Origin of the sequence: Mesorhizobium sp. B2-9-1, assembly GCF_006439455.1 — a bacterium.
In the GTDB taxonomy this organism is placed as follows: domain Bacteria; phylum Pseudomonadota; class Alphaproteobacteria; order Rhizobiales; family Rhizobiaceae; genus Mesorhizobium.
In genome coordinates this window covers 145145-163203 of record NZ_VFTP01000001.1, presented here as the reverse complement: position 1 = coordinate 163203, position 18059 = coordinate 145145, and the positions used below count along the sequence as shown (strand labels likewise).

Here is an 18059-nt window from a genome sequence, read left to right as displayed (position 1 = left end):
TCAGGCCGGCCGCCTTACTTCTTCAGCTCCAGCCCGACACCCTTGTTGATGAAGGCCAGCGTATAGGCTTTCTTGATATCGAGGCCCGGCTGCGCGACCTTGGCCTTGACCATCTTGTCGTAAAAACTCTGGATGCGGGCTTCGGTCATCGCGCCGATGCCGAGCTTTTCCGAATCGCCCGAATCGACAACGCCGAATTTCTTCATCTGCTCGATCGAGAAGGCGATCTGCTCATCCGTCATGTCCGGATTGTCCTTCTTGATCATCTCGTTGGCGGCCTTGTTGTCGCCATAGAGGTATTTGTACCAGCCCTTGGCCGAGCCATCGACGAAGCATTGCACCACCTCCGGCCGCTTGTCGATCGTGTCCTGCATCACCTCGATGGTGGTCGCATAGGTATCCCAGCCATAGTCGGCGAGCAGGAACTGGTTCGGCGTGAAGCCGCCCTGCTTCTGCACGGCAAACGGCTCGGACGTCACATAGCCCTGCTGGATCGACTTCTTGTTGGCGATGAAGGGCGCTGGATTGAACGTGTAGGGCACGCGCTTGGCGGCGTCGAAGCCAAGATCGGTGACCATCCACTGGAAGAAGGTCTGCGCGCCTTCGTCGCCCATGATGTACTGGTCGGCATTCTTGAGGTCTTCCCACTTGTCCAGCCCTTGCCCCGGCTGGGACATGATGACCTGCGGATCCTTCTGGAAGTCGGACGCGACGACACGCATCGGGATGCCCTGCTGCACGGCATCGAAGGCCGACAGCAGGTTGCCGCCCATGTAGAAATCGATCTTGCCGGCAAGCAGCATCGGCCGGCCGCTGACCTGCGGACCACCCTGCATGATGGTCACATCGAGGCCGCAGGCGGCATAGGTGCCGTCGGCGATCGCCTGATAGTAGCCGCCATGTTCCGGCTCGGCCAGCCAATTGGTGCCGAACGTCACCTTCTCGTTCGCGGCAGCAGTCAGCGTGCCCGCAGCCAGCAGGACGACGGCGCCCGCCAGCATCTTTCCTTGTTCGATCATAAACTCACCCTCTCTTGGCTCCGGCGCGCAACGCGCTGGGCTCGACACCATTGATTCAAGAAGCAAGACACATGCCACCGCCAGGGCCGCCTGCTCGTGCGGCAGTCGTTGCCGAGACCGGACGGGGCATGCCGTACGCGAGGCATCGTGCCTATTTTTTGGACGCCTGTCCATAATCGCTCCTGGCGGCGTCCACGGCATCTTGAATGTTTCATGAATCCGCCACTAGGCTGTCGGCCGACAGGAGAATGCCGTGCTCAAATACCTCGCCCCCAAGTCGATCAAGCCGCCTTTCGCCCGCTACAGCCACGGCGTCGAAATACCGGCCGGAAAGCGCCTGGTGCTGTGCTCGGGTCAATTGGGCATCGGCCCCGACGATGCCGTGCCGCAGGATGCCGGCGCGCAGACGGAGCTCTGCTTCAAGAACATCGCCGCGATTCTGAGTGAGGCCGGGCTGACCTTGAACGACATCGTGCGCATCAACGCCTTCGTCATCGGCCGCGAGCACCTGCAGGCCTATATGGATGTCCGCAACCGGCTCTTTTCCGATCCGGCGCCGGCATCGACACTGATGATCGTTTCCGGCTTCGCCCGTCCGGAGTTCAAGGTCGAGGTCGAAGTTCTGGCAGCGGGCTAGCTGTTTCCGGGGATAGTCTCTAGACCTCAGGCCGGACAGCAGACCAATCGGGAGACGAAAAGTGACGACAAGACGCGTGTGGTGGGGCGATTACCGGACGACCGAATACGCCTCGATCGACGCCGAAGCGACCATCGCCGTGCTGCCGGTGGCGGCGATCGAGCAGCACGGCCCGCACCTTCCGGTCTCGACCGACACCTCGATCATGGCGGGCATGCTGGAGACGGTGATCGCGCGTCTGCCCGACGATCTCGACATCCGCATCCTGCCGGTGCAGGCGGTCGGCAAATCGAACGAGCATCTGCATGCGCCGGGAACGCTCACCTTGCCCGCCACCACCTTGGTCGACGCCTGGACCGAGCTTGGCCTGTCGGTCGCCCGGGCCGGGGTGAGGAAGCTGATCGTCGTCAATTCGCATGGCGGCAATGAAGAGATCATGGGCATCATTTCGCGCGAATTGCGCGTGCGCGCCAAAATGCTGTCGGTGAAGACGAGCTGGCAGCGTTTCGGCCGTCCGGCCGGCATGTACACCGAGCTCGAGGACCGTCACGGCATCCATGGCGGCGATGTCGAGACATCACTGATGCTGCACTTCCGGCCCGACCTCGTCGACATGAGCAAGGCGGAGAATTTCGTCTCCAATGTCGGGCGCGCCGAAAAGGAATTCGCCCTGCTGCGCCACACCGGCACGCATGCCTTCGCCTGGATCGCCAGCGACCTCAATCCGAACGGCGTGGTCGGCGACGCCTCCATCGCCACGGCCGAGAAGGGCCGGCTGACGGCGGAAATGCAGGCCGACGGTTTTATCAACCTGGTCCGGGATGTGCGCAAGGCGAAGCTTGCCGAGTGGCTGGCGTAGCGGCGGGTCTGCTTTGACTTAAGCTTCGATCCCCAATTCGAAGGGGATCCCCTCAAACGCGTCGGCACCGCGTCCGATGGCTTCGATCGCCGCGATCATGCGGCCGTCACGCTCAAGCAGCATATCGGCGACGGCGATCAGCCGCGGATTGGGCGTGGCCGTCGGCGAGAGGAAGCGCAGCGTCCGGGCGAGTTCCATCTCGTCGCGCTTCGGCGCCAGCGCCGCCGCGATGATGTAGGCCGATGCCGTCGAGCGGCTGACGCCGGCATAGCAATGCACCACCAAAGGCTTTGCCCGATCCCAACGATAGGCGAAATCGAGCAAGGCCCGCACATGCTCCTCGCCGGGCATCGTCATGCCTTCCTGCGCGACAGCGATGTCGTGCATGACGAGATGGAGGTGGTTTTCCGCCAGGATCGAGGCCGGGCGGACCACTTCGGTGCCTGCGGCGAGCAGCGACAACAACCGCTGCGCACCGGTCCTTGCCACGGCCTCGTCGACCTTCGACAGCGAACAGACGTGGATCATTGCCCGAACTCCTTTGGCGCATCCTTGCGCCGCGCGGCCCACGTGGCAAGGGCGCCTTCGAGGCGTTGCCATTCCGCTTCATTGCCCGGCAAACCGACACGCAGCACTTGAGGCCGCTCGGCAAAATGGCGGACCAGCACGCCGCTCGAGCCAAGTGCCGAAAAAAGGCCTGCGGCCTGGGGAAACGACAGATGGCGGAACAGGCTGGTGCCGCCGGCGACCGGAACATCGAATCGGCCAAGCAGCGCGTTGAGCCGCCCGGCATCCTGCGCCAGGCGTTGCCGCATATCGGCCTGCCACGCCGCATCCGACAAGGCGCGGATGCCATATTCGAGCGCCGGGCCGGCGATCGCCCAGGGCCCGAGCTGCGCATCCAGCCGCTCGGCCATCAGCGGATCCGCCAGCGCGAAGCCGAGCCGAACACCGGCGAGGCCGAAAAACTTGCCGAAGGAGCGCAGCACGACGATGCCGCCCTGCCCGACATCGCCGGCGAGGCTTTGCTCGATCGGGCCGACATCCATGAAGGCCTCGTCGACGACCAGCAGCCCGCCCTTGGCGCGAAGCCGCGCCGCAAGGTCGAGCAGACGGGCCTTTTCGATCAGCCGCCCATCCGGATTGTTGGGATTGACCAGCACAGCAAGGTCCGCCTCGGCCAGCGCGCCGAAATCGCTGACTTCCGCGACGGCATGGCCCGCGATAGCGGCGGCCCGGGCATGTTCGGCATAGGTCGGGCCAAGCACCAGCGCCTTGCCTGGCCGTAGCAGCGAAGCGACGCGCGGCAGGAGAATCTGCGTGCCGGGCGCCGCCGCCACATGCGCCGCCGACGGCGCGCCATAGGCCCTGGCCGCAATTTCGGCCAATTCGCACAGTTGTCCTGCCTCCGGCAATCGGGACAGCGCTGTGGCGGGCAGATCGAAAAGCGGATAGGAGTGCGGATTGATACCTGTCGAGAGGTCCACGAAAGGTTTTGGCGCATGAGGAAAAAGCGCGTTTGCCCGGCCAAGGCTGCCGCCATGATCAACCGCTGCAATCGCTCCGCTTAGAAGTTTCATGTCCGTCCTGATCGCTTTCCTGTCACTCGCCGTCGAACGGGCTCTCGGCTACCCGGACTGGCTGTTCGGCGCCATCGGCCATCCGGTCACCTGGATCGGCAGGCTGATATCCTTTCTCGATCGCCGGCTCAACCACGCTACGGATTCCGACGAATTGCGTCGCCGACGCGGCGTCCAGGCCTTGCTCGTCATTCTGCTGGTGCCCGGCCTGATCGGCCTGGCGCTGCATGTCCTGCTCTGGACGATGTTCCCGGCGGGTCTCGTCATCGCCGCCATCCTCGGCTCCACGCTGCTGTCGCAGAAAAGCCTCGCAGAGCATGTCGAGGAGGTCGCCGATGCGCTGGAGACCGGCGGCCTGACGCTCGGCCGCATCGCCGTATCGCGCATTGTCGGCCGCGATCCGGAAAAGCTCGACAAGGCCGGTGTCGCGCGTGCCGCGATCGAAAGCCTGGCCGAGAATTTTTCGGACGGCATTGTCGCGCCCGCCTTCTGGACCGGCATCGGCGGCCTTGGCGGAGGTGCTGCCTACAAGGCCGCCAACACCGCCGATTCGATGATCGGCCACCGCACGCCGAAATACGAAGCCTTTGGCCGTGCGGCCGCCCGTTTCGACGATCTGGTCAACCTACCCGCATCGCGGCTTACCGGGCTGCTCATCGTGCTGGCGGCCTTTCTCGTCCCGGGCGCCGATCCGCACTCCGCCTGGCATGTCATGCGTCGCGACGCGAGGAAGCACCGTTCGCCCAATGCCGGCTGGCCGGAGGCGGCGATGGCCGGCGCGCTGGGGCTATCCCTCGCCGGACCGCGCAGCTATGGCGGCGAAGTCGTCGAGGACGCCTTCATGGGCGAAGACGGCCGCCGCGAGGCCGAAAGCACCGACATCCGCCAGGCGCTCAAGCTCTATCGCATAGCCGACTGGCTGCTGCTCGGCCTGTTCGCGGTCGTCTCCGCGATCGTGATCTACCTGACCATCTTGATCGGCGGCTAAAACTCAATTCCCTGCTGCGCCTTCACGCCCGCGGCGAAATGGTGCTTGGTCAGCCCCATCTCGGTGACGAGATCGGCCGCCTCGACGAGGAGCGGCTTGGCGTTGCGGCCGGTGACGATCACATGCAGGTCGCCCCGGCGCGCCTTCAGCGCCGCGACCACCTTTTCCAGGTCGAGATAGTCGTAGCGCAGCGCGATGTTGAGCTCGTCGAGCACCACGAGGCTGATCGACGGATCGGCGATCAGCTCCAACGCCTTGGCCCAGGCGGCTTCGGCGGCGGCGATGTCGCGCTTCAGGTCCTGCGTCTCCCAGGTAAAACCCTCGCCCATCGCATGCCAGACGACACGGTCGCCGAAGGCCGCGAAAGCATCCTTCTCGCCGGTATGCCATTTGCCCTTGATGAACTGCACGACGCCGACGCGCTTGCCATAGCCCAGCATTCTCAGCGCCAAGCCGAAGGCAGCCGTAGTCTTGCCCTTGCCCGGCCCGGTGTTGACGATCAGCAGCCCCTTTTCGACCGTCTTGCCGGCCACTTCGGCATCCTGCACCGCCTTGCGCTTGGCCATCTTGGCGCGGTGGCGCTCGGCGTCCTTGTCGTCGATAGTCTTGTCTTCGATTTCGGCCATGTCACTTCACCTTGAGTGGCAATCCCGCCACCATCATGAGAACGCTGTCGGCTGTCGCCGCGACCTGCTGGTTGAGTCTTCCCGCAGCGTCGCGGAACCGGCGCGCCAGCGCATTGTCGGGCACGATGCCCAGGCCGACTTCGTTTGAGACCACGAACCATGGCCCGCGCGGCCGCGACAGCGCATCCTTGAGCCGCCGGCATTCGGCTTCGACATCGTGTTCGGCCAGCATGTGGTTGGTGAGCCACAATGTCAGGCAATCGATCAGCACAGGTTGGTGGGTCGGCAAAGCCTCGATTGTGCCCGTCAGATCGAGCGGCGCATCGACGGTGACCCAGCCTTCGCCGCGCCGCGACCGATGCAGCGTGATGCGCTCGCGCATTTCGTCGTCATAGGCCTGCGCGGTGGCGATGTAGGTCCAGGGCGATGGATGGGCGGTTGTCAGCGCCTCGGCATGCGTGCTCTTGCCCGAGCGCGCACCGCCCAGGATGAAGGTCAGCTTCCCATCGGAAGCTCTATTGCCGCTCGCGGCTGTCGCGCCGGTCATTCTTGCCTTCCAGGTTGGAATCGTGTCGCGGCCCAGAGGCCGACGGTGCGCGAACCTTAGGCAGAAGCGCAACCACCGGCAAACCCAATTCCGCCACCGCCCGGTGCGATTGCGGCACGACTTGCGATGCTACGAGCCGGCAATCCGCGCCGCGACCAGCTGCTGCAACCGCCACAAATGCGTATCGTGGATGCCGCGCTGCTCGAGATTATTCACCGTGTTGTAGAGATAGTCGGCACCCGAGCCCCAATGGCCGCAGGAGGTCGCCAGCCTTTCGACAACCGCATCCTCGATTAATGGACCGGCATAGGTGGTGCCCTGGCGGTTGATGACGAAGGCCAGCGCCCGCAGCGGGCCGCCATCGCTCGTCATATTGAGCAGGCGCGGATGGTAGCTGGTCGGCTTCAGTGTCACCTCTCGCCGCAGGATCTTGTCGAGTTGCTCGCGCCTGTCACCGTCGCCGAGCCGAAAGGCGACGCCCTTGCACTGTCCGCCACGGTCCAGCGCCATCATCAGGCCCGGACTCTCCTTGGTGCCGCGCCAACGCGTCATGTTCATGCAAAAGGATCTGTGCCAACCTCGCAGCAGGGCCACGCGCTCCTCGACATGCTCGATCTCGGGCTTCCAGATCAGAGAGCCGTAGCCAAACAGCCAAAGCGGTTCGTTGGCCAGGAGTTGAGCCTCCAGCTCACGCGTCATCGCCGCATAGTCGCTGTCATCCAGATGCGCCGCATCGGGATCCGGTCCTGCATCCTCGACCGCGCGGAAGCAGCGGGCGACCAGTTCCTCGGTTAGCGACATGGTTCTTGGCGGCATGCGCGCGACCTTAAGGTTCCTGCGCGACCGAAACTATGCGGGCGCCTCGCGATTGACAACTCCTTGGCCCGGGTGTCGGCTGTCGGCAGCCACGGAGTATCCGATGCAGCCCGATCCGAACGAACGCGACCCTTACAACGGCCTGACCAGCCTCCAGCCGACCTTGCCGTCGGCCGCCTATTGGGACGCCGACGCCTACCGGCGCGATCTGGACGCCATCTGGTATCGAAACTGGTTGATGGTCTGCCGCGAGGCCGATATCGCCGAGCCCCTCGCCTTCCGCACGGTGCGCATCGGCAGCCAGGAGGTCGTCGTGCTGCGCGACGAGACCGGCGCCTTGCGCGCCTTCCACAACACCTGCAGGCATCGCGGCTCGCAGCTTTGCCAGGAGAGCGCCGGGCGGCTGAAAGCCAGGCTGCTGACCTGCCCCTATCACGCCTGGTCCTATTCGCTGCGCGGCGATCTCGTGCGCGTGCCGTCGAAATCGCTGCCCGAGAGCTTCGACAAGGCCGACTATCCGCTCTACCGCGTGGCGCTATCGGTGTGGCGCGGTTTCGTCTTCGTCAACCTCGCCGAGCATCCCGACGGCTCGGCGGAAAGCTCCTTCGATCGCGCCTCCGGAGATCTTTCCAGCTGGCCTCTGGAAAGCCTAGTCACCGGCCACCGGCTCACCAAAGTGATGAACTGCAATTGGAAGATTTTCTGGGAGAACTTCAACGAATGCCTGCACTGCCCCGGCGTGCATAAGGATTTGTCGCGACTGGTGCCGATCTATGGCCGCGGCCTGATGGCCAGGCATGACGATCCCGAATGGGCGCGCCACGCCGACAATGACGCCCCGGAATTCTCCGGCCGGCTGCGCCCCGGTGCCGAAACCTGGTCCAAGGACGGCCATGTCCATGGCCCTGTCTTTTCCGGCTTGACGCCGGCCGAGCGCGCTGCCGGCCAGACCTACGCCACCTCGCTGCCCTCGATGTTCATCGTCGGCCATGTCGACTACATGCGCACCGTGCGGCTCGCCCCGCTCGGCCCGGAGCAGACTGAGCTGACCGCCGAATGGCTGTTCGCTCCGGAAGCGTTGGCTGAGACCGATGTCGAAAACATCGTCGCCTTCGGCACCCAGGTGCTCGAAGAAGACGCCGCGATCTGCGAGGTCAACCAGAAGGGGCTTCGCTCGCTGCGCCACAAAGCCGGCGTGCTAATGCCGGAGGAATACGACCTGCACCGCTTCCACGATTGGGTGCGCGGCCGTCACGCAGCGTTCAAAACGCCTTCGGCAGGTAGCGCCAGGTGATGAAGCCGCAGAAGGCGGCCAGGATGCCGAGCGTGACGAACACCGATCCGAGGCCGAAGAAGGCCAGCACCACCGAATAGACGAGCGGCGGCGTCAGCTCGGAGAAATCGAGATAGGTGCGGTAGACCGCCGCCATCTGCGCCTTCTCGTAAGCGCGCACCGAGCGCATGAAGACGGTCGAGCCGAGCGCATCGAGCGCGATGGTGAACAAGGCGCCGCAAAGCAGCAGCGCGCCGGTGAGCAACGGCGCCGCCTCGCCGATTCCGCCCGCGGCAAACAACATGGCCGACATGGCGAAATAGGCGAAAGTCATGACCCGCCGCCCGCCGAAGCGCTTGCCGGCCCTGCCCCAGAAGATCGCCGCGAACAGGAGCGCGTTGCCGGCCGAAACCAGCAAGCCGCCGGCGAGCTCGCCCTGGCCGGTGATCACCATGAACAGCGGGCCGTAGACGAAGAACGTCGTCCAGAAGCAGGAACGACCGAAGGCGATCAGCCAGGCAAGCCTGAGCCTTGGCTGCTTCACGAAGCGGCCGATATTGGCAAGCGGATTGGCGGGCCGCGACTTGCCGGGCCGGATCGACTGGTTGTCGCTCAGCCGATAGAACCAGAACAGGCAAAGCAGGGCGAACGCAAACACGACGACCGCGCCATGCGCGGCATAGATGCCGAAATGGGTGTAGAGGAAGATGCCGAGCGTCGGCCCGCCGGTCCAGGCGAACATCGACCACGCCATGCGCAGCGATTCTGCCTGCATGAAGTCGGTCTTGCGGATGTGATCCATGATGTAGAGGTTGAGCGTGATCGACAGCGCGCTCGCCCCCATGACGCGGCACAGCATGCCGGCAATCTGGCCGGGCAGCGAGTGGGTGACGAAGAAGGCGGAGCCGAGCGCCAGCAGCACGCAGCCGGCCGTGTAGACCCAGCGCCGCGCGAAGCGGCGGATGAGGATCGGCATGAACAGCGTGACCGAAAGGCCCATCAGGGATACGATCGTGTAGAGGATCGAGACGATCCGCTCATTGTGCAGGATCTCGTAGGCCTGGATCGGGATCACGCTGGAGATCGTGGCGCGGGCGAAGGATTCAACCGCATAGAGCGAGGCGAAGGTGCGCGCGTCCGCCGGCCGCAGGGCCGGAAGCCAGATCGGATGGCGCACATGGGTGGACATCGGCCCTCCGAAACGTGAATCCCGCGCCCGAATCTGGCCGGGCCAGCTGCCGGCCAGTAGCAGGAAACCGACTCCGAGAGGCCGAAAAGCGAAGCCTGCCAAAGGCTTTCCAGCTCTGGCCTAAAGCGAAATTTCATGGCTGCCATGAACGGCATTGATGGCCGCCTGCTTCTGTCGTCCACTTGAACCGTGATAGTCGTTTGGCACGACTGAATCGGATCGAGATGATGAGCCTTCAAACGACGAGCGGCCCTGTTCAGGACGCGCCAAAGCACGGCCGCATCCAGGCCATCGACATCCTGCGCGGCATCGCGCTGATCGCGATGGCGAGCTACCACTTCACCTGGGACCTCGAAAACTTCGGCTACACCGCGCCCGCCCTCACCGCCTTCGGCTGGTGGAAATTCTACGCGCGCTGCATTGCCTCGACTTTCCTGTTGCTTGTCGGCGTCAGCCTCTTCCTTGCCCACGGCCGTCATATCCGCTGGCCAGGCTTCTGGAAGCGCTTTGCCATGGTGGCCATCGCAGCGGCCGCCATCTCGGCAGTCACCTACATCGTCACCCCGGACGGGTTCATCTTCTTCGGCATCCTGCATGAGATCGCGCTGGCGAGCCTGCTCGGCCTCGCCTTTCTCAGGCTGCCCTGGTTGGTGACGACGATCATTGCCGCGGCGGTCATTGCCGCCCCTTACTATCTGCGGTCGGAGTTCTTCGATCATCCGGCGCTGTGGTGGGTTGGCCTTTCCGCCACCAACCCGCGTTCCAACGATTACGTGCCGCTTTTCCCGTGGTTCGGCGCGGTGCTTGCGGGCATCGCCACGGCGAAGCTCGCTTCTGCCACTGGCTTTCTCGCCCGGCTGGGAACATGGCTGCCCGGCCGCGGGTCTGAGCCGCTGACCTTCATCGGCCGGCACAGCCTCGCCTTCTACCTCATCCATCAGCCGCTTCTGTTCGGCTCGGTGTGGCTGTTCTCGCAGGTCATGCCCGCCGCCCCTCAGGATAGGGAAGCCGGCTTCCTGCCGGCTTGCCAGGCGCAGTGCGAACAACAGCGGGACAGCAAGTTCTGTACGAGCTATTGTGGCTGCATGCTGGACACGCTGAAGGGCGAAGGGTCGCTCGACAAGCTCTACGCCAACGATCAGTCCAGCGTCTGGAAATCGCATCTGGCCGACATGGCGGAGACCTGCACCGCCGCGACGCAGGACCAGATGGAGGGAGGGCAGCAATGACGGGCATCGTAAAGCCCAGACGCGGGATCATTCCCTGGCCGCCGGTGATCTACGTCGTGGCGATTGCGGCGAGCGTCGTCCTCGGCATGCTCTACCCGCTGCCCTGGATCGGCGACATCTTCGGCGATCTCCTGTTCGGCGTCGGTTGGGTGGCGCTGTTCGGCGTCGCCATGCTCTGGGTCACTGCCATCCGCGTGATGATGCGGGCCAAGACGACATTCGACCCCAACGCCGAGCCCGATCATCTGGTGACGTCAGGCCCCTTCGGCATCACGCGCAACCCGATGTATCTCGCCAACACGCTGCTTCTGATCGGCGTCGCCTTCATCACCGGCATCGCCTGGTTCCTGCTCTTTGCCTTCCTCGCCGGCTTCGCGACGCAGAAGCTAGCGATCGAGAAGGAAGAGAAGATCCTGGCGGCGAAATTCGGCAAGAAATACCGCGATTACGCAAAAAGGGTGCGGCGCTGGATTTGAAGTTGCTTCCGCAATGACGGCTGCCTGGTGCGATCAGACCGCACACCTAGGCGATTGGCAACCGCGCACCTCGGCGATGTGGCAGGAGCATCCGCGACTTCGTCATTCCAGGGCGGAGCAAGGAGCGAAGCGACGCGCGCAGACCCTGGAATCCATTCCGTGACATTGAGGTGTCGCCGCGGCGCAAAATTCTGCTCCGCCGCATGCCTCGGCGAAGGTCACGGAATGGATCCTCGGGTCTCCGCGTCCGCTTCGCCCGTGGATGACGAACTTCGGGAGGCACCGGCTAATCTCGAACGTTCGCCCCAGTTGGTCTTCGCCTGTCAGCGGGCTACGTATTCACACCCAGCTCGGCCAGCCGCTCCACGCAGGACTCTTCCGCCTGGTCCAATTCAGCCAGCGTCTCTTCCAGGTCACGCCGCTTCTGGCGCAGGTCCTCGCGCTTTTCCTCGATGCGCTTGATCATCAGCTTGAGCTGGCCGACCTCGCCGGGCGGCTCCTTGTACATCTGGATGATCTCGCGGATCTCGTTGATCGAGAAGCCGAGCCTTTTTCCCCGCATGATCTGGCGGATGAGATGCCGGTCCGACGGCCGAAACAGCCGCGTGCGGCCGCGCCTTACCGGCTGCACCAGCCCCTCGTCCTCGTAAAAACGCAATGTCCGCGTCGACACGTCGAATTCGCGCGTCAGCTCGGTGATCGTGTAATATTCCCGCATTCCCGCTCCCAAGCCAGGGCATCGCCGCTTGAAGCGTCGCCCTTCCCTCCGGTGATACCCATCCAGCGCCGGAATCGGCACGTGACCCCGCGGCAACCTCGCACGGCATTTACGTAAAAGTCAATTAACGGCGCCTTGTTGCTTTAGCGAATGCTGAACCACCAGGTAGCCAAGCCAAGGAAAGCAAAGAAGCCGACGACGTCGGTGACGGTGGTGACGAAGACGGCGGAGGCCACGGCCGGATCGATCTTGAAGCGGTCAAGCAGCAGCGGGATGAGAATCCCGGCCAAGGCAGCCGCAAACATGTTGATGATCATCGCCGCCGCGATGATGCCGCCCAGATTGGGATCGCGGAACCAGACTGCGGCCACGATGCCTATCAGCGTAGCGAAGACGATGCCGTTGATGAAGCCCACACCGACCTCGCGACGGATGATGCGGGCGGCGTTGTAGATATCGAGGTCCCTGGTCGCCAGTGCGCGCACGGTGACGGTCATGGTCTGCGAGCCGGCATTGCCGCCCATGCCGGCGACGATCGGCATCAGCACCGCCAGCGCCACGATATGCTCGATCGTGCGGTCGAACAGGCCGATGACCGAGGCAGCAAGGAAGGCGGTCACAAGGTTGACCAGCAGCCAGGGCACGCGCGAGCGCGAGGTGGCGAGCACCGTGTCGGACAGTTCTTCGTCGCCGACGCCGCCCATGCGCAAAAGGTCCTCTTCCGCCTCTTCCTGGATGACGTCGACCACGTCGTCGATGGTCAGCACGCCGACCAGCCGCCCGTTCTCGTCGACCACGGCGGCGGAGAGCAAATTGTACTGCTCGAACTCGCGCGCCGCCTCTTCCTGGTCCATCGTGGCCGAGATCGCATGCAGGGTCTCATGCATGACGTCCTCGACCTTGACCGCGCGCTTGTTGCGCAGGATCTGGTCGAGATCGATGGCGCCGAGCAGCTTGAAGCTAGGGTCGATGACGAAGATCTGGCTGAAGCGCTCGGGCAGGTTTCTGTCCTCGCGCATGTAGTCGATGGTCTGACCGATGGTCCAGAACGGCGGCACGGCGACAAACTCCGTCTGCATGCGCCGGCCGGCGGTCTCTTCCGGATAGTCGAGCGCGCGCCTGAGCCTGATGCGCTCGGTGAAAGGCAGTTGCGACAGGATCTCGTCCTGGTCTTCCTTCTCGAGGTCCTCGAGGATGTAGACGGCGTCGTCGGAATCGAGCTCCTGCACCGCCTGCGCGATCTGTGCGTTGGGCAGATTGTCGACGATGTCGAGGCGGATCGCCTCGTCGACTTCGGTCAGCGCGGAGAAGTCGAAATCGGAGCCGAGCAGTTCGACCAAAGCCCGGCGCTGTTCGGGATGAAGCGCTTCCAGCACGTCGCCGAGCTCCGACTGGTGCAGGTCGTCGACCTCGCGCTTGAGGGTGATCGTGTCGCGGTCGGCGATCGCCGCGCCGATCTGGGCAAGGAAGGAGGCGCGCACTGCGCCGTCCTCGCCATAGATGTCGGCGTGGCGCTCCTCGGCGGGCGCGGCGCCGGTCGTCTGTCTGTCCTGGCCTTCCACCAGCGCCTCCCGCAACGAGGAATCCCCAAACGAGGTCTAGTGCATGATCCCGAAAAGGGGAAACCGCTTTTCGGGAAATCCAAACCCTGTTCGGCAGATAGCGCGGCAATAGGATTCGTCTTGGAAAGATGTCGCTCTAGCGCGCGGAATAGCCAAGGAAATGTGACGGCCGCCTTCGCCCCGCACTTCTCGGAAGCAGCGTGCGACTACCGCGTCGCAGGTGTGATAACGCTTCAGCGGGCGCGACAGTGCATGTCGCTGGGGAAAGAGCACCCCTTCCCTATTGAGGCAGAATTGTCATGATGCATGATCCAGAGATCAGCGCATCGCCAAATGCTCCGAGGACAAACGCTGCCCTTGAACATCAAGTCCGGAAAGACGAGCGAAGGAAATGCCGAGCGGCGCGTTCGCGTGGTCGTCGCCGAACGCAATCCGTTCGTCGTTTCGGCTTTACGCGAGATGCTGGAATGCGACGGCCGCTTCGATTTGCTCGGTGTCGTGCACAGCGGCGCGCAATTCCTGGAACTGGCCGCCGCCACGCAATTCGATGTCGCCGTCGTCGGCTGGAAGCTGGCCGACATGGACGGCGCCGATGTGCTTGCGGAAGTCCAGAGCCGCGAGCTTGGCGTGCGCATCGCGATCTTCTCCAACGACCACGACATCGGCATCCTGAAGCAATGCGTGCGCCTCGGCGCGCAAGGCTACTGCTTCCAGTTCGACGATCCGCCGGTGATCTTCGAGACGATCCTGGCGGTCGCCCACGGGCGTATCTGCATTCCCTATATCGACATCAACAAGGTCAACGACACGCCGTTGTCCAGGCTCACCGTGCGCGAGCGCGAGTTGCTGGCGGTGCTTTCCGACGGCTGGACCAATTTGCAGATCGCAACGCGGACCGGGATTTCCGAGAACACGGTGAAGTATCACCTGAAGAATCTCTACGACAAGCTGGACGTCCGCAACCGCGCGATGGCCGTCGCGCTCTATTCGAGCGAGAAACGCCGCACCTCCAAATCGCCTATCGGGTAGGCCGACCGGGTAGGATCACCCCACCCGCAAGGGCGAACAACTTACCCGGCAAGGTGTTGTTGCCGGACCTCGCCGAGACGAAACTTCCTCCACATCCCAACGATCGGAGGAGTTTCGCGCATGGCTGGGTTCACGCATCTTTTTATCCCGGGGCCCACCAACATTCCCGAGCAAGTCCGGCAAGCCATGAACCTGCCGATGGAGGATATGCGCGCCTCCTCCTTCCCCAACCTGACGCTGCCGCTGTTCGAGGACATCAAAAGGGTCTTCAAGAACGAGACCGGCCGCGTCTTCATCTACCCGTCTTCCGGCACCGGCGCCTGGGAAGCGGCGATGACCAATGTGCTCAGCCCCGGCGACAAGGTGCTGATGTCGCGCTTCGGCCAGTTCTCGCATCTGTGGGTCGACATGGCCGAGCGGCTCGGCTTCGAGGTCGACGTCATCGACTGCGAGTGGGGCACCGGCGTTCCGCTCGAGCTCTATGCCGAGAAGCTTCGGGCCGACAAGGCGCACCGCATCAAGGCTGTCTTCTGCACCCAGAACGAGACCGCGACCGGTGTCACCAGCGACGTCGCCGGCTGCCGCGCGGCGCTCGACGCGGCGCACCATCCTGCCCTTCTCTTCGTCGACGGCGTTTCCTCGATCGGCTCGATCGACTTCCGTCAGGAGGAATGGGGCGTCGACTGCGCCGTCAGCGGCTCACAGAAAGGCTTCATGCTGCCGGCCGGCCTCGGCTTCCTGTCGGTCAGCAAGAAGGCGCTTGCCGCTTCGCGGGTGGCGACACACCGGCACTGCTACTTTTCCTTCGAGGACATGATCCGCGCCAATGACGCCGGCTACTTCCCTTACACGCCGGCGACCCAATTGCTGCGCGGCCTGCGCGCCTCGCTCGATCTGATTGCCGAGGAAGGATTGGAGAACATCTTCGTCCGCCACCATCGCCTGGCCGAGGGCGTGCGCAAGGCCGTCGACGCCTGGGGCCTGAAGCTGTGCGCCAAGACAGCGCAGTGGCACTCCGACACGGTCAGCGCCATCCTGGTGCCGGAAGGCATCGACAGCGCGAATGTCGTCAAGCGCGCCTACCAGCAATACAATACCTCTCTCGGCGGCGGCCTCAACAAGGTGGCCGGCAAGGTCTTCCGCATCGGCCATCTCGGCTGGCTGAACGAGGTGATGGTGCTGGCCTCGCTGTCGGCCGCCGAAATGGCGCTGCTCGACTGCGGCGTGCGCCTGGCCCCCGGCTCGGGCGTGGCGGCGGCGATCGAGCATTTCCGCCGCACGGCCGACGTGCCGGTCGCCAGAGCGGCGTGAGGAGCGCACCATGAGCCACACCATCAACCACCTGAAGAAGCTGAGGCTGCAGCGCAGCGAGCTCGCCGTGCCGGGCTCCAGCCCGGAGATGATCGACAAGGCGGCCAACAGCGCCGCCGACTTCGTCTTCCTCGACATCGAGGACGCGGTGGCGCCGCCCGACAAGGAGCGCGCCCGCAAGAACATCATCCAGGCGCTGAACGACATCGACTGGCGCGCCAAGGGCAAGACCGTCTCGGTGCGCATCAACGGTCTCGACACGCATTACATGTACCGCGACGTCGTCGACGTCATGGAACAGGCCGGCGACCGGCTCGACACGATCCTGGTGCCGAAGGTCGGCGTGCCGGCCGACCTCTATATGGTCGAGGCCATGGTCAACCAGATCGAGATGGCCAAGGGTTTCAAGACCCGTGTCGGCCTCGAGGCGTTGATCGAGACGGCGCTGGGCATGGCCAATGTCGAGGCGATCGCCGCCACGCCGGGCCGGCTGGAAGCCATGCATTTCGGCGTCGCCGACTATGCCGCCAGCAACAAGGCGCGCACCGTCAACATCGGCGGCCTCAACCCCGACTATCCCGGCGACCAGTGGCACTTCGCGCTGTCGCGCATGACGGTCGCCTGCCGTGCCTACGGCCTGCGTGCGATCGACGGGCCGTTCGGCGATTTCTCCGATCCCGAAGGCTACAAGGCGGCCGCGAGGCGTGCCGCCGCGCTCGGTATCGAAGGCAAATGGGCGATCCACCCTTCGCAGATCGCCTTGGCCAACGATGTGTTCTCGCCGCCGGAGAAAGAAGTCACGCGGGCCAGGCGTATCCTCGAAGTGCTGAAGGAAGCCGAGGCGCTCGGCAAGGGCGCGGCGGCGCTCGACGGCAAGATGATCGACGCGGCGTCGGAGCGCATGGCGCGCAACGTGCTGGTGGTGAACGAGGCGATCGAACGCGCAGGCCATCTTGCCAGCGAACAAAAGCCGCAAGCCGCGCAATAGACATACCCGGAGGACATGATGGACATCCACGAATACCAGGCCAAGGAACTGCTTGCTCGCCACGGCGTGCACGTGCCGCGCGGCGGCCTCGCCTACAGCCCCGAGCAGGCGACCTATCGTGCCCGGGAGATCGGCGGCGCCAAATGGGTGCTGAAGGCGCAGGTCCATTCCGGCGCGCGCGGCAAGGCCGGCGGGATAAAACTCTGCTCGAACGACGAGGAGATTTCCAACGCGGCAGAAGCCATGCTCGGGCGCAAGCTGGTGACGCAGCAGACCGGCCCGCGCGGCAAGCTGATCTCGCGCCTCTATCTCGAGGAAGCCGTCGATATAGCGCAGGAGCTCTATCTCGGCTTCGTGCTCGACCGCAAGGAAGAGCGCGTCATGATCGTGGCATCGGCCGCCGGCGGCATGGAGATCGAGGACATCTCCGAAAAGAAGCCGGACTCCATCATCCGCGCCACCGTCGATCCGGGCGTCGGGATGCAAGGCTTCCAGGCGCGCGAAATCGCCTTCGGCCTCGGGCTTGAGAGCAACCTGATCGGCAAGGCGACCGAAACCATCCTCGGCTGCTACCAGGTGTTCCGCGACTACGACGCCTCGATGCTGGAGATCAATCCGCTGGTGGTGACGCGTGACGGCAGCCTCGTCGCGCTCGACGCAAAAATGTCGTTCGACGAGAACGCGTTGTTCCGCCGGCCGGAAATCTCCGAGTTGCGCGACAAGAGCCAGGAAGATCCGCGCGAAACCTTCGCCAGCGACCGCGGCCTCTCCTATGTCGGGCTCGACGGCAATATCGGCTGCATCATCAACGGCGCAGGCCTCGCCATGGCAACGATGGACATGATCAAGATCGCCGGCGGCGAGCCGGCCAATTTCCTCGACATCGGCGGCGGCGCCTCGCCGGAGCGGGTAGCAAAGTCCTTCCGCGCCGTGCTCGGCGACAAGAATGTCGAGGCAATCCTGGTCAACATCTTCGCCGGTATCAACCGCTGCGACTGGGTGGCTGAAGGCGTCATCAAGGCGATCCGCGAGGTCGGCGTCGACGTCCCCCTGGTGGTGCGCCTGTCCGGCACCAAGGTCGAGGAAGGACGCAAGATCCTGGCCGATTCCGGCGAGAAGGTGATCGTCGCCGACACGCTGGCCGAAGCCGCCGAAAAAGCCGTCGCCGCCTGGCGCGCAGCCGCCAAGAACAAAAAAGCAGCCTGAGGGAGG

19 protein-coding genes are annotated in these 18059 nt (G+C 64.2%); 10 read left to right on the top strand and 9 right to left on the bottom strand.

The window, feature by feature from the left end; genetic code table 11:
* Window positions 1–14 precede the first annotated feature (14 nt).
* The gene (locus FJW05_RS00800; protein ID WP_140627028.1) at window positions 15–1019 is read right to left on the bottom strand and encodes an ABC transporter substrate-binding protein; all 1005 of its coding nucleotides are present in this window, start codon (window positions 1017–1019) and stop codon (window positions 15–17) included.
* Window positions 1020–1272: 253 nt separating this feature from the next.
* On the opposite strand from FJW05_RS00800, the gene FJW05_RS00795 reads away from it, so the two are divergent.
* Together FJW05_RS00795 and FJW05_RS00790 are read left to right on the top strand one after the other, a co-directional pair.
* Window positions 1273–1656: a RidA family protein gene (locus FJW05_RS00795; protein WP_140627026.1), complete on the top strand. Its 384-nt coding sequence runs from the start codon at window positions 1273–1275 to the stop codon at window positions 1654–1656.
* Between the two features lie 61 nt (window positions 1657–1717).
* Window positions 1718–2515 carry a creatininase family protein gene (locus FJW05_RS00790; RefSeq protein ID WP_140627024.1) on the top strand — a complete coding sequence of 266 codons (798 nt, stop codon included), beginning with the start codon at window positions 1718–1720 and terminating at the stop codon, window positions 2513–2515.
* A gap of 18 nt (window positions 2516–2533) precedes the next feature.
* Here FJW05_RS00790 and FJW05_RS00785 read toward each other — a convergent pair whose 3' ends face one another.
* Both FJW05_RS00785 and cobD read right to left on the bottom strand, forming a co-directional pair.
* On the bottom strand, window positions 2534–3043 hold the full coding sequence (locus FJW05_RS00785) for a tyrosine phosphatase family protein (RefSeq protein ID WP_140627022.1): 510 nt from the start codon (window positions 3041–3043) through the stop codon (window positions 2534–2536).
* Window positions 3040–4095 carry a threonine-phosphate decarboxylase CobD gene (gene cobD, locus FJW05_RS00780; RefSeq protein ID WP_140627020.1) on the bottom strand — a complete coding sequence of 352 codons (1056 nt, stop codon included), beginning with the start codon at window positions 4093–4095 and terminating at the stop codon, window positions 3040–3042. Before cobD ends, FJW05_RS00785 begins: the two co-directional genes overlap by 4 nt.
* On the opposite strand from cobD, the gene cbiB reads away from it, so the two are divergent.
* Window positions 4094–5083 (top strand): adenosylcobinamide-phosphate synthase CbiB, encoded by a 990-nt coding sequence (gene cbiB / locus FJW05_RS00775; protein ID WP_140627018.1) that lies wholly within the window; start codon window positions 4094–4096, stop codon window positions 5081–5083. The genes cobD and cbiB overlap by 2 nt on opposite strands.
* Here the strand turns inward: cbiB and cobO are convergent.
* The 3 genes from cobO to FJW05_RS00760 all read right to left on the bottom strand — a co-directional run bounded on the left by cobO (window position 5080) and on the right by FJW05_RS00760 (window position 7072).
* Window positions 5080–5709, bottom strand: coding sequence for a cob(I)yrinic acid a,c-diamide adenosyltransferase (gene cobO / locus FJW05_RS00770; RefSeq protein WP_140627016.1), 630 nt, complete (start codon window positions 5707–5709; stop codon window positions 5080–5082). The two genes, cbiB and cobO, sit on opposite strands and share 4 nt — an antisense overlap.
* 1 nt (window position 5710) lies before the next feature.
* The gene (gene cobU, locus FJW05_RS00765; protein WP_140627014.1) at window positions 5711–6256 is read right to left on the bottom strand and encodes a bifunctional adenosylcobinamide kinase/adenosylcobinamide-phosphate guanylyltransferase; all 546 of its coding nucleotides are present in this window, start codon (window positions 6254–6256) and stop codon (window positions 5711–5713) included.
* Window positions 6257–6385: 129 nt separating this feature from the next.
* Window positions 6386–7072 (bottom strand): gamma-glutamylcyclotransferase, encoded by a 687-nt coding sequence (locus FJW05_RS00760; RefSeq protein WP_140627012.1) that lies wholly within the window; start codon window positions 7070–7072, stop codon window positions 6386–6388.
* A gap of 103 nt (window positions 7073–7175) precedes the next feature.
* Here FJW05_RS00760 and FJW05_RS00755 point away from each other — a divergent pair, with 103 nt between their 5' ends.
* On the top strand, window positions 7176–8366 hold the full coding sequence (locus FJW05_RS00755) for an aromatic ring-hydroxylating dioxygenase subunit alpha (RefSeq protein WP_140627010.1): 1191 nt from the start codon (window positions 7176–7178) through the stop codon (window positions 8364–8366).
* Here the strand turns inward: FJW05_RS00755 and FJW05_RS00750 are convergent.
* On the bottom strand, window positions 8335–9534 hold the full coding sequence (locus tag FJW05_RS00750) for an MFS transporter (RefSeq protein ID WP_140627008.1): 1200 nt from the start codon (window positions 9532–9534) through the stop codon (window positions 8335–8337). The two genes, FJW05_RS00755 and FJW05_RS00750, sit on opposite strands and share 32 nt — an antisense overlap.
* Before the next feature lie 227 nt (window positions 9535–9761).
* On the opposite strand from FJW05_RS00750, the gene FJW05_RS00745 reads away from it, so the two are divergent.
* Together FJW05_RS00745 and FJW05_RS00740 are read left to right on the top strand one after the other, a co-directional pair.
* The gene (locus tag FJW05_RS00745) at window positions 9762–10763 is read left to right on the top strand and encodes a DUF1624 domain-containing protein (RefSeq protein WP_140627006.1); all 1002 of its coding nucleotides are present in this window, start codon (window positions 9762–9764) and stop codon (window positions 10761–10763) included.
* Window positions 10760–11239 (top strand): isoprenylcysteine carboxylmethyltransferase family protein, encoded by a 480-nt coding sequence (locus tag FJW05_RS00740; protein ID WP_140627004.1) that lies wholly within the window; start codon window positions 10760–10762, stop codon window positions 11237–11239. Before FJW05_RS00745 ends, FJW05_RS00740 begins: the two co-directional genes overlap by 4 nt.
* A gap of 331 nt (window positions 11240–11570) precedes the next feature.
* On the opposite strand, the gene FJW05_RS00735 is transcribed toward FJW05_RS00740, so the two are convergent.
* Window positions 11571–11957, bottom strand: a complete 387-nt coding sequence (locus FJW05_RS00735) for a MerR family DNA-binding transcriptional regulator (protein ID WP_027168973.1) — start codon at window positions 11955–11957, stop codon at window positions 11571–11573.
* Between the two features lie 143 nt (window positions 11958–12100).
* Window positions 12101–13519, bottom strand: a complete 1419-nt coding sequence (mgtE, locus tag FJW05_RS00730; protein WP_140541996.1) for a magnesium transporter — start codon at window positions 13517–13519, stop codon at window positions 12101–12103.
* 357 nt (window positions 13520–13876) lie between these two features.
* Here mgtE and FJW05_RS00725 point away from each other — a divergent pair, with 357 nt between their 5' ends.
* The 4 genes from FJW05_RS00725 to FJW05_RS00710 all read left to right on the top strand — a co-directional run bounded on the left by FJW05_RS00725 (window position 13877) and on the right by FJW05_RS00710 (window position 18053).
* A complete protein-coding gene (locus FJW05_RS00725; protein ID WP_246673154.1) occupies window positions 13877–14548 on the top strand; it encodes a response regulator transcription factor in 672 nt (223 codons plus the stop codon).
* A gap of 120 nt (window positions 14549–14668) precedes the next feature.
* Complete coding sequence (locus FJW05_RS00720; protein WP_140541998.1) at window positions 14669–15859, top strand: aminotransferase class V-fold PLP-dependent enzyme; 1191 nt, start codon at window positions 14669–14671, stop codon at window positions 15857–15859.
* A gap of 10 nt (window positions 15860–15869) precedes the next feature.
* A complete protein-coding gene (locus tag FJW05_RS00715; protein ID WP_140541999.1) occupies window positions 15870–16847 on the top strand; it encodes a CoA ester lyase in 978 nt (325 codons plus the stop codon).
* Between the two features lie 18 nt (window positions 16848–16865).
* A complete protein-coding gene (locus tag FJW05_RS00710) occupies window positions 16866–18053 on the top strand; it encodes a malate--CoA ligase subunit beta (protein WP_140542015.1) in 1188 nt (395 codons plus the stop codon).
* Window positions 18054–18059: the final 6 nt, after the last annotated feature.

What these genes read in the sequence shown, in the direction of transcription:
- cobD (WP_140627020.1), bottom strand. Translation starts at nt 4,095, where the DNA reads ATGAAACTTCTAAGCGGAGCGATTGCAGCGGTTGATCATGGCGGCAGC.
- FJW05_RS00750 (WP_140627008.1), bottom strand. Translation starts at nt 9,534, where the DNA reads ATGTCCACCCATGTGCGCCATCCGATCTGGCTTCCGGCCCTGCGGCCG.
- FJW05_RS00785 (WP_140627022.1), bottom strand. Translation starts at nt 3,043, where the DNA reads ATGATCCACGTCTGTTCGCTGTCGAAGGTCGACGAGGCCGTGGCAAGG.
- FJW05_RS00740 (WP_140627004.1), top strand. Translation starts at nt 10,760, where the DNA reads ATGACGGGCATCGTAAAGCCCAGACGCGGGATCATTCCCTGGCCGCCG.
- FJW05_RS00735 (WP_027168973.1), bottom strand. Translation starts at nt 11,957, where the DNA reads ATGCGGGAATATTACACGATCACCGAGCTGACGCGCGAATTCGACGTG.
- cbiB (WP_140627018.1), top strand. Translation starts at nt 4,094, where the DNA reads ATGTCCGTCCTGATCGCTTTCCTGTCACTCGCCGTCGAACGGGCTCTC.
- FJW05_RS00755 (WP_140627010.1), top strand. Translation starts at nt 7,176, where the DNA reads ATGCAGCCCGATCCGAACGAACGCGACCCTTACAACGGCCTGACCAGC.
- FJW05_RS00800 (WP_140627028.1), bottom strand. Translation starts at nt 1,019, where the DNA reads ATGATCGAACAAGGAAAGATGCTGGCGGGCGCCGTCGTCCTGCTGGCT.
- FJW05_RS00720 (WP_140541998.1), top strand. Translation starts at nt 14,669, where the DNA reads ATGGCTGGGTTCACGCATCTTTTTATCCCGGGGCCCACCAACATTCCC.
- cobU (WP_140627014.1), bottom strand. Translation starts at nt 6,256, where the DNA reads ATGACCGGCGCGACAGCCGCGAGCGGCAATAGAGCTTCCGATGGGAAG.
- FJW05_RS00710 (WP_140542015.1), top strand. Translation starts at nt 16,866, where the DNA reads ATGGACATCCACGAATACCAGGCCAAGGAACTGCTTGCTCGCCACGGC.
- FJW05_RS00760 (WP_140627012.1), bottom strand. Translation starts at nt 7,072, where the DNA reads ATGCCGCCAAGAACCATGTCGCTAACCGAGGAACTGGTCGCCCGCTGC.
- FJW05_RS00715 (WP_140541999.1), top strand. Translation starts at nt 15,870, where the DNA reads ATGAGCCACACCATCAACCACCTGAAGAAGCTGAGGCTGCAGCGCAGC.
- FJW05_RS00745 (WP_140627006.1), top strand. Translation starts at nt 9,762, where the DNA reads ATGAGCCTTCAAACGACGAGCGGCCCTGTTCAGGACGCGCCAAAGCAC.
- cobO (WP_140627016.1), bottom strand. Translation starts at nt 5,709, where the DNA reads ATGGCCGAAATCGAAGACAAGACTATCGACGACAAGGACGCCGAGCGC.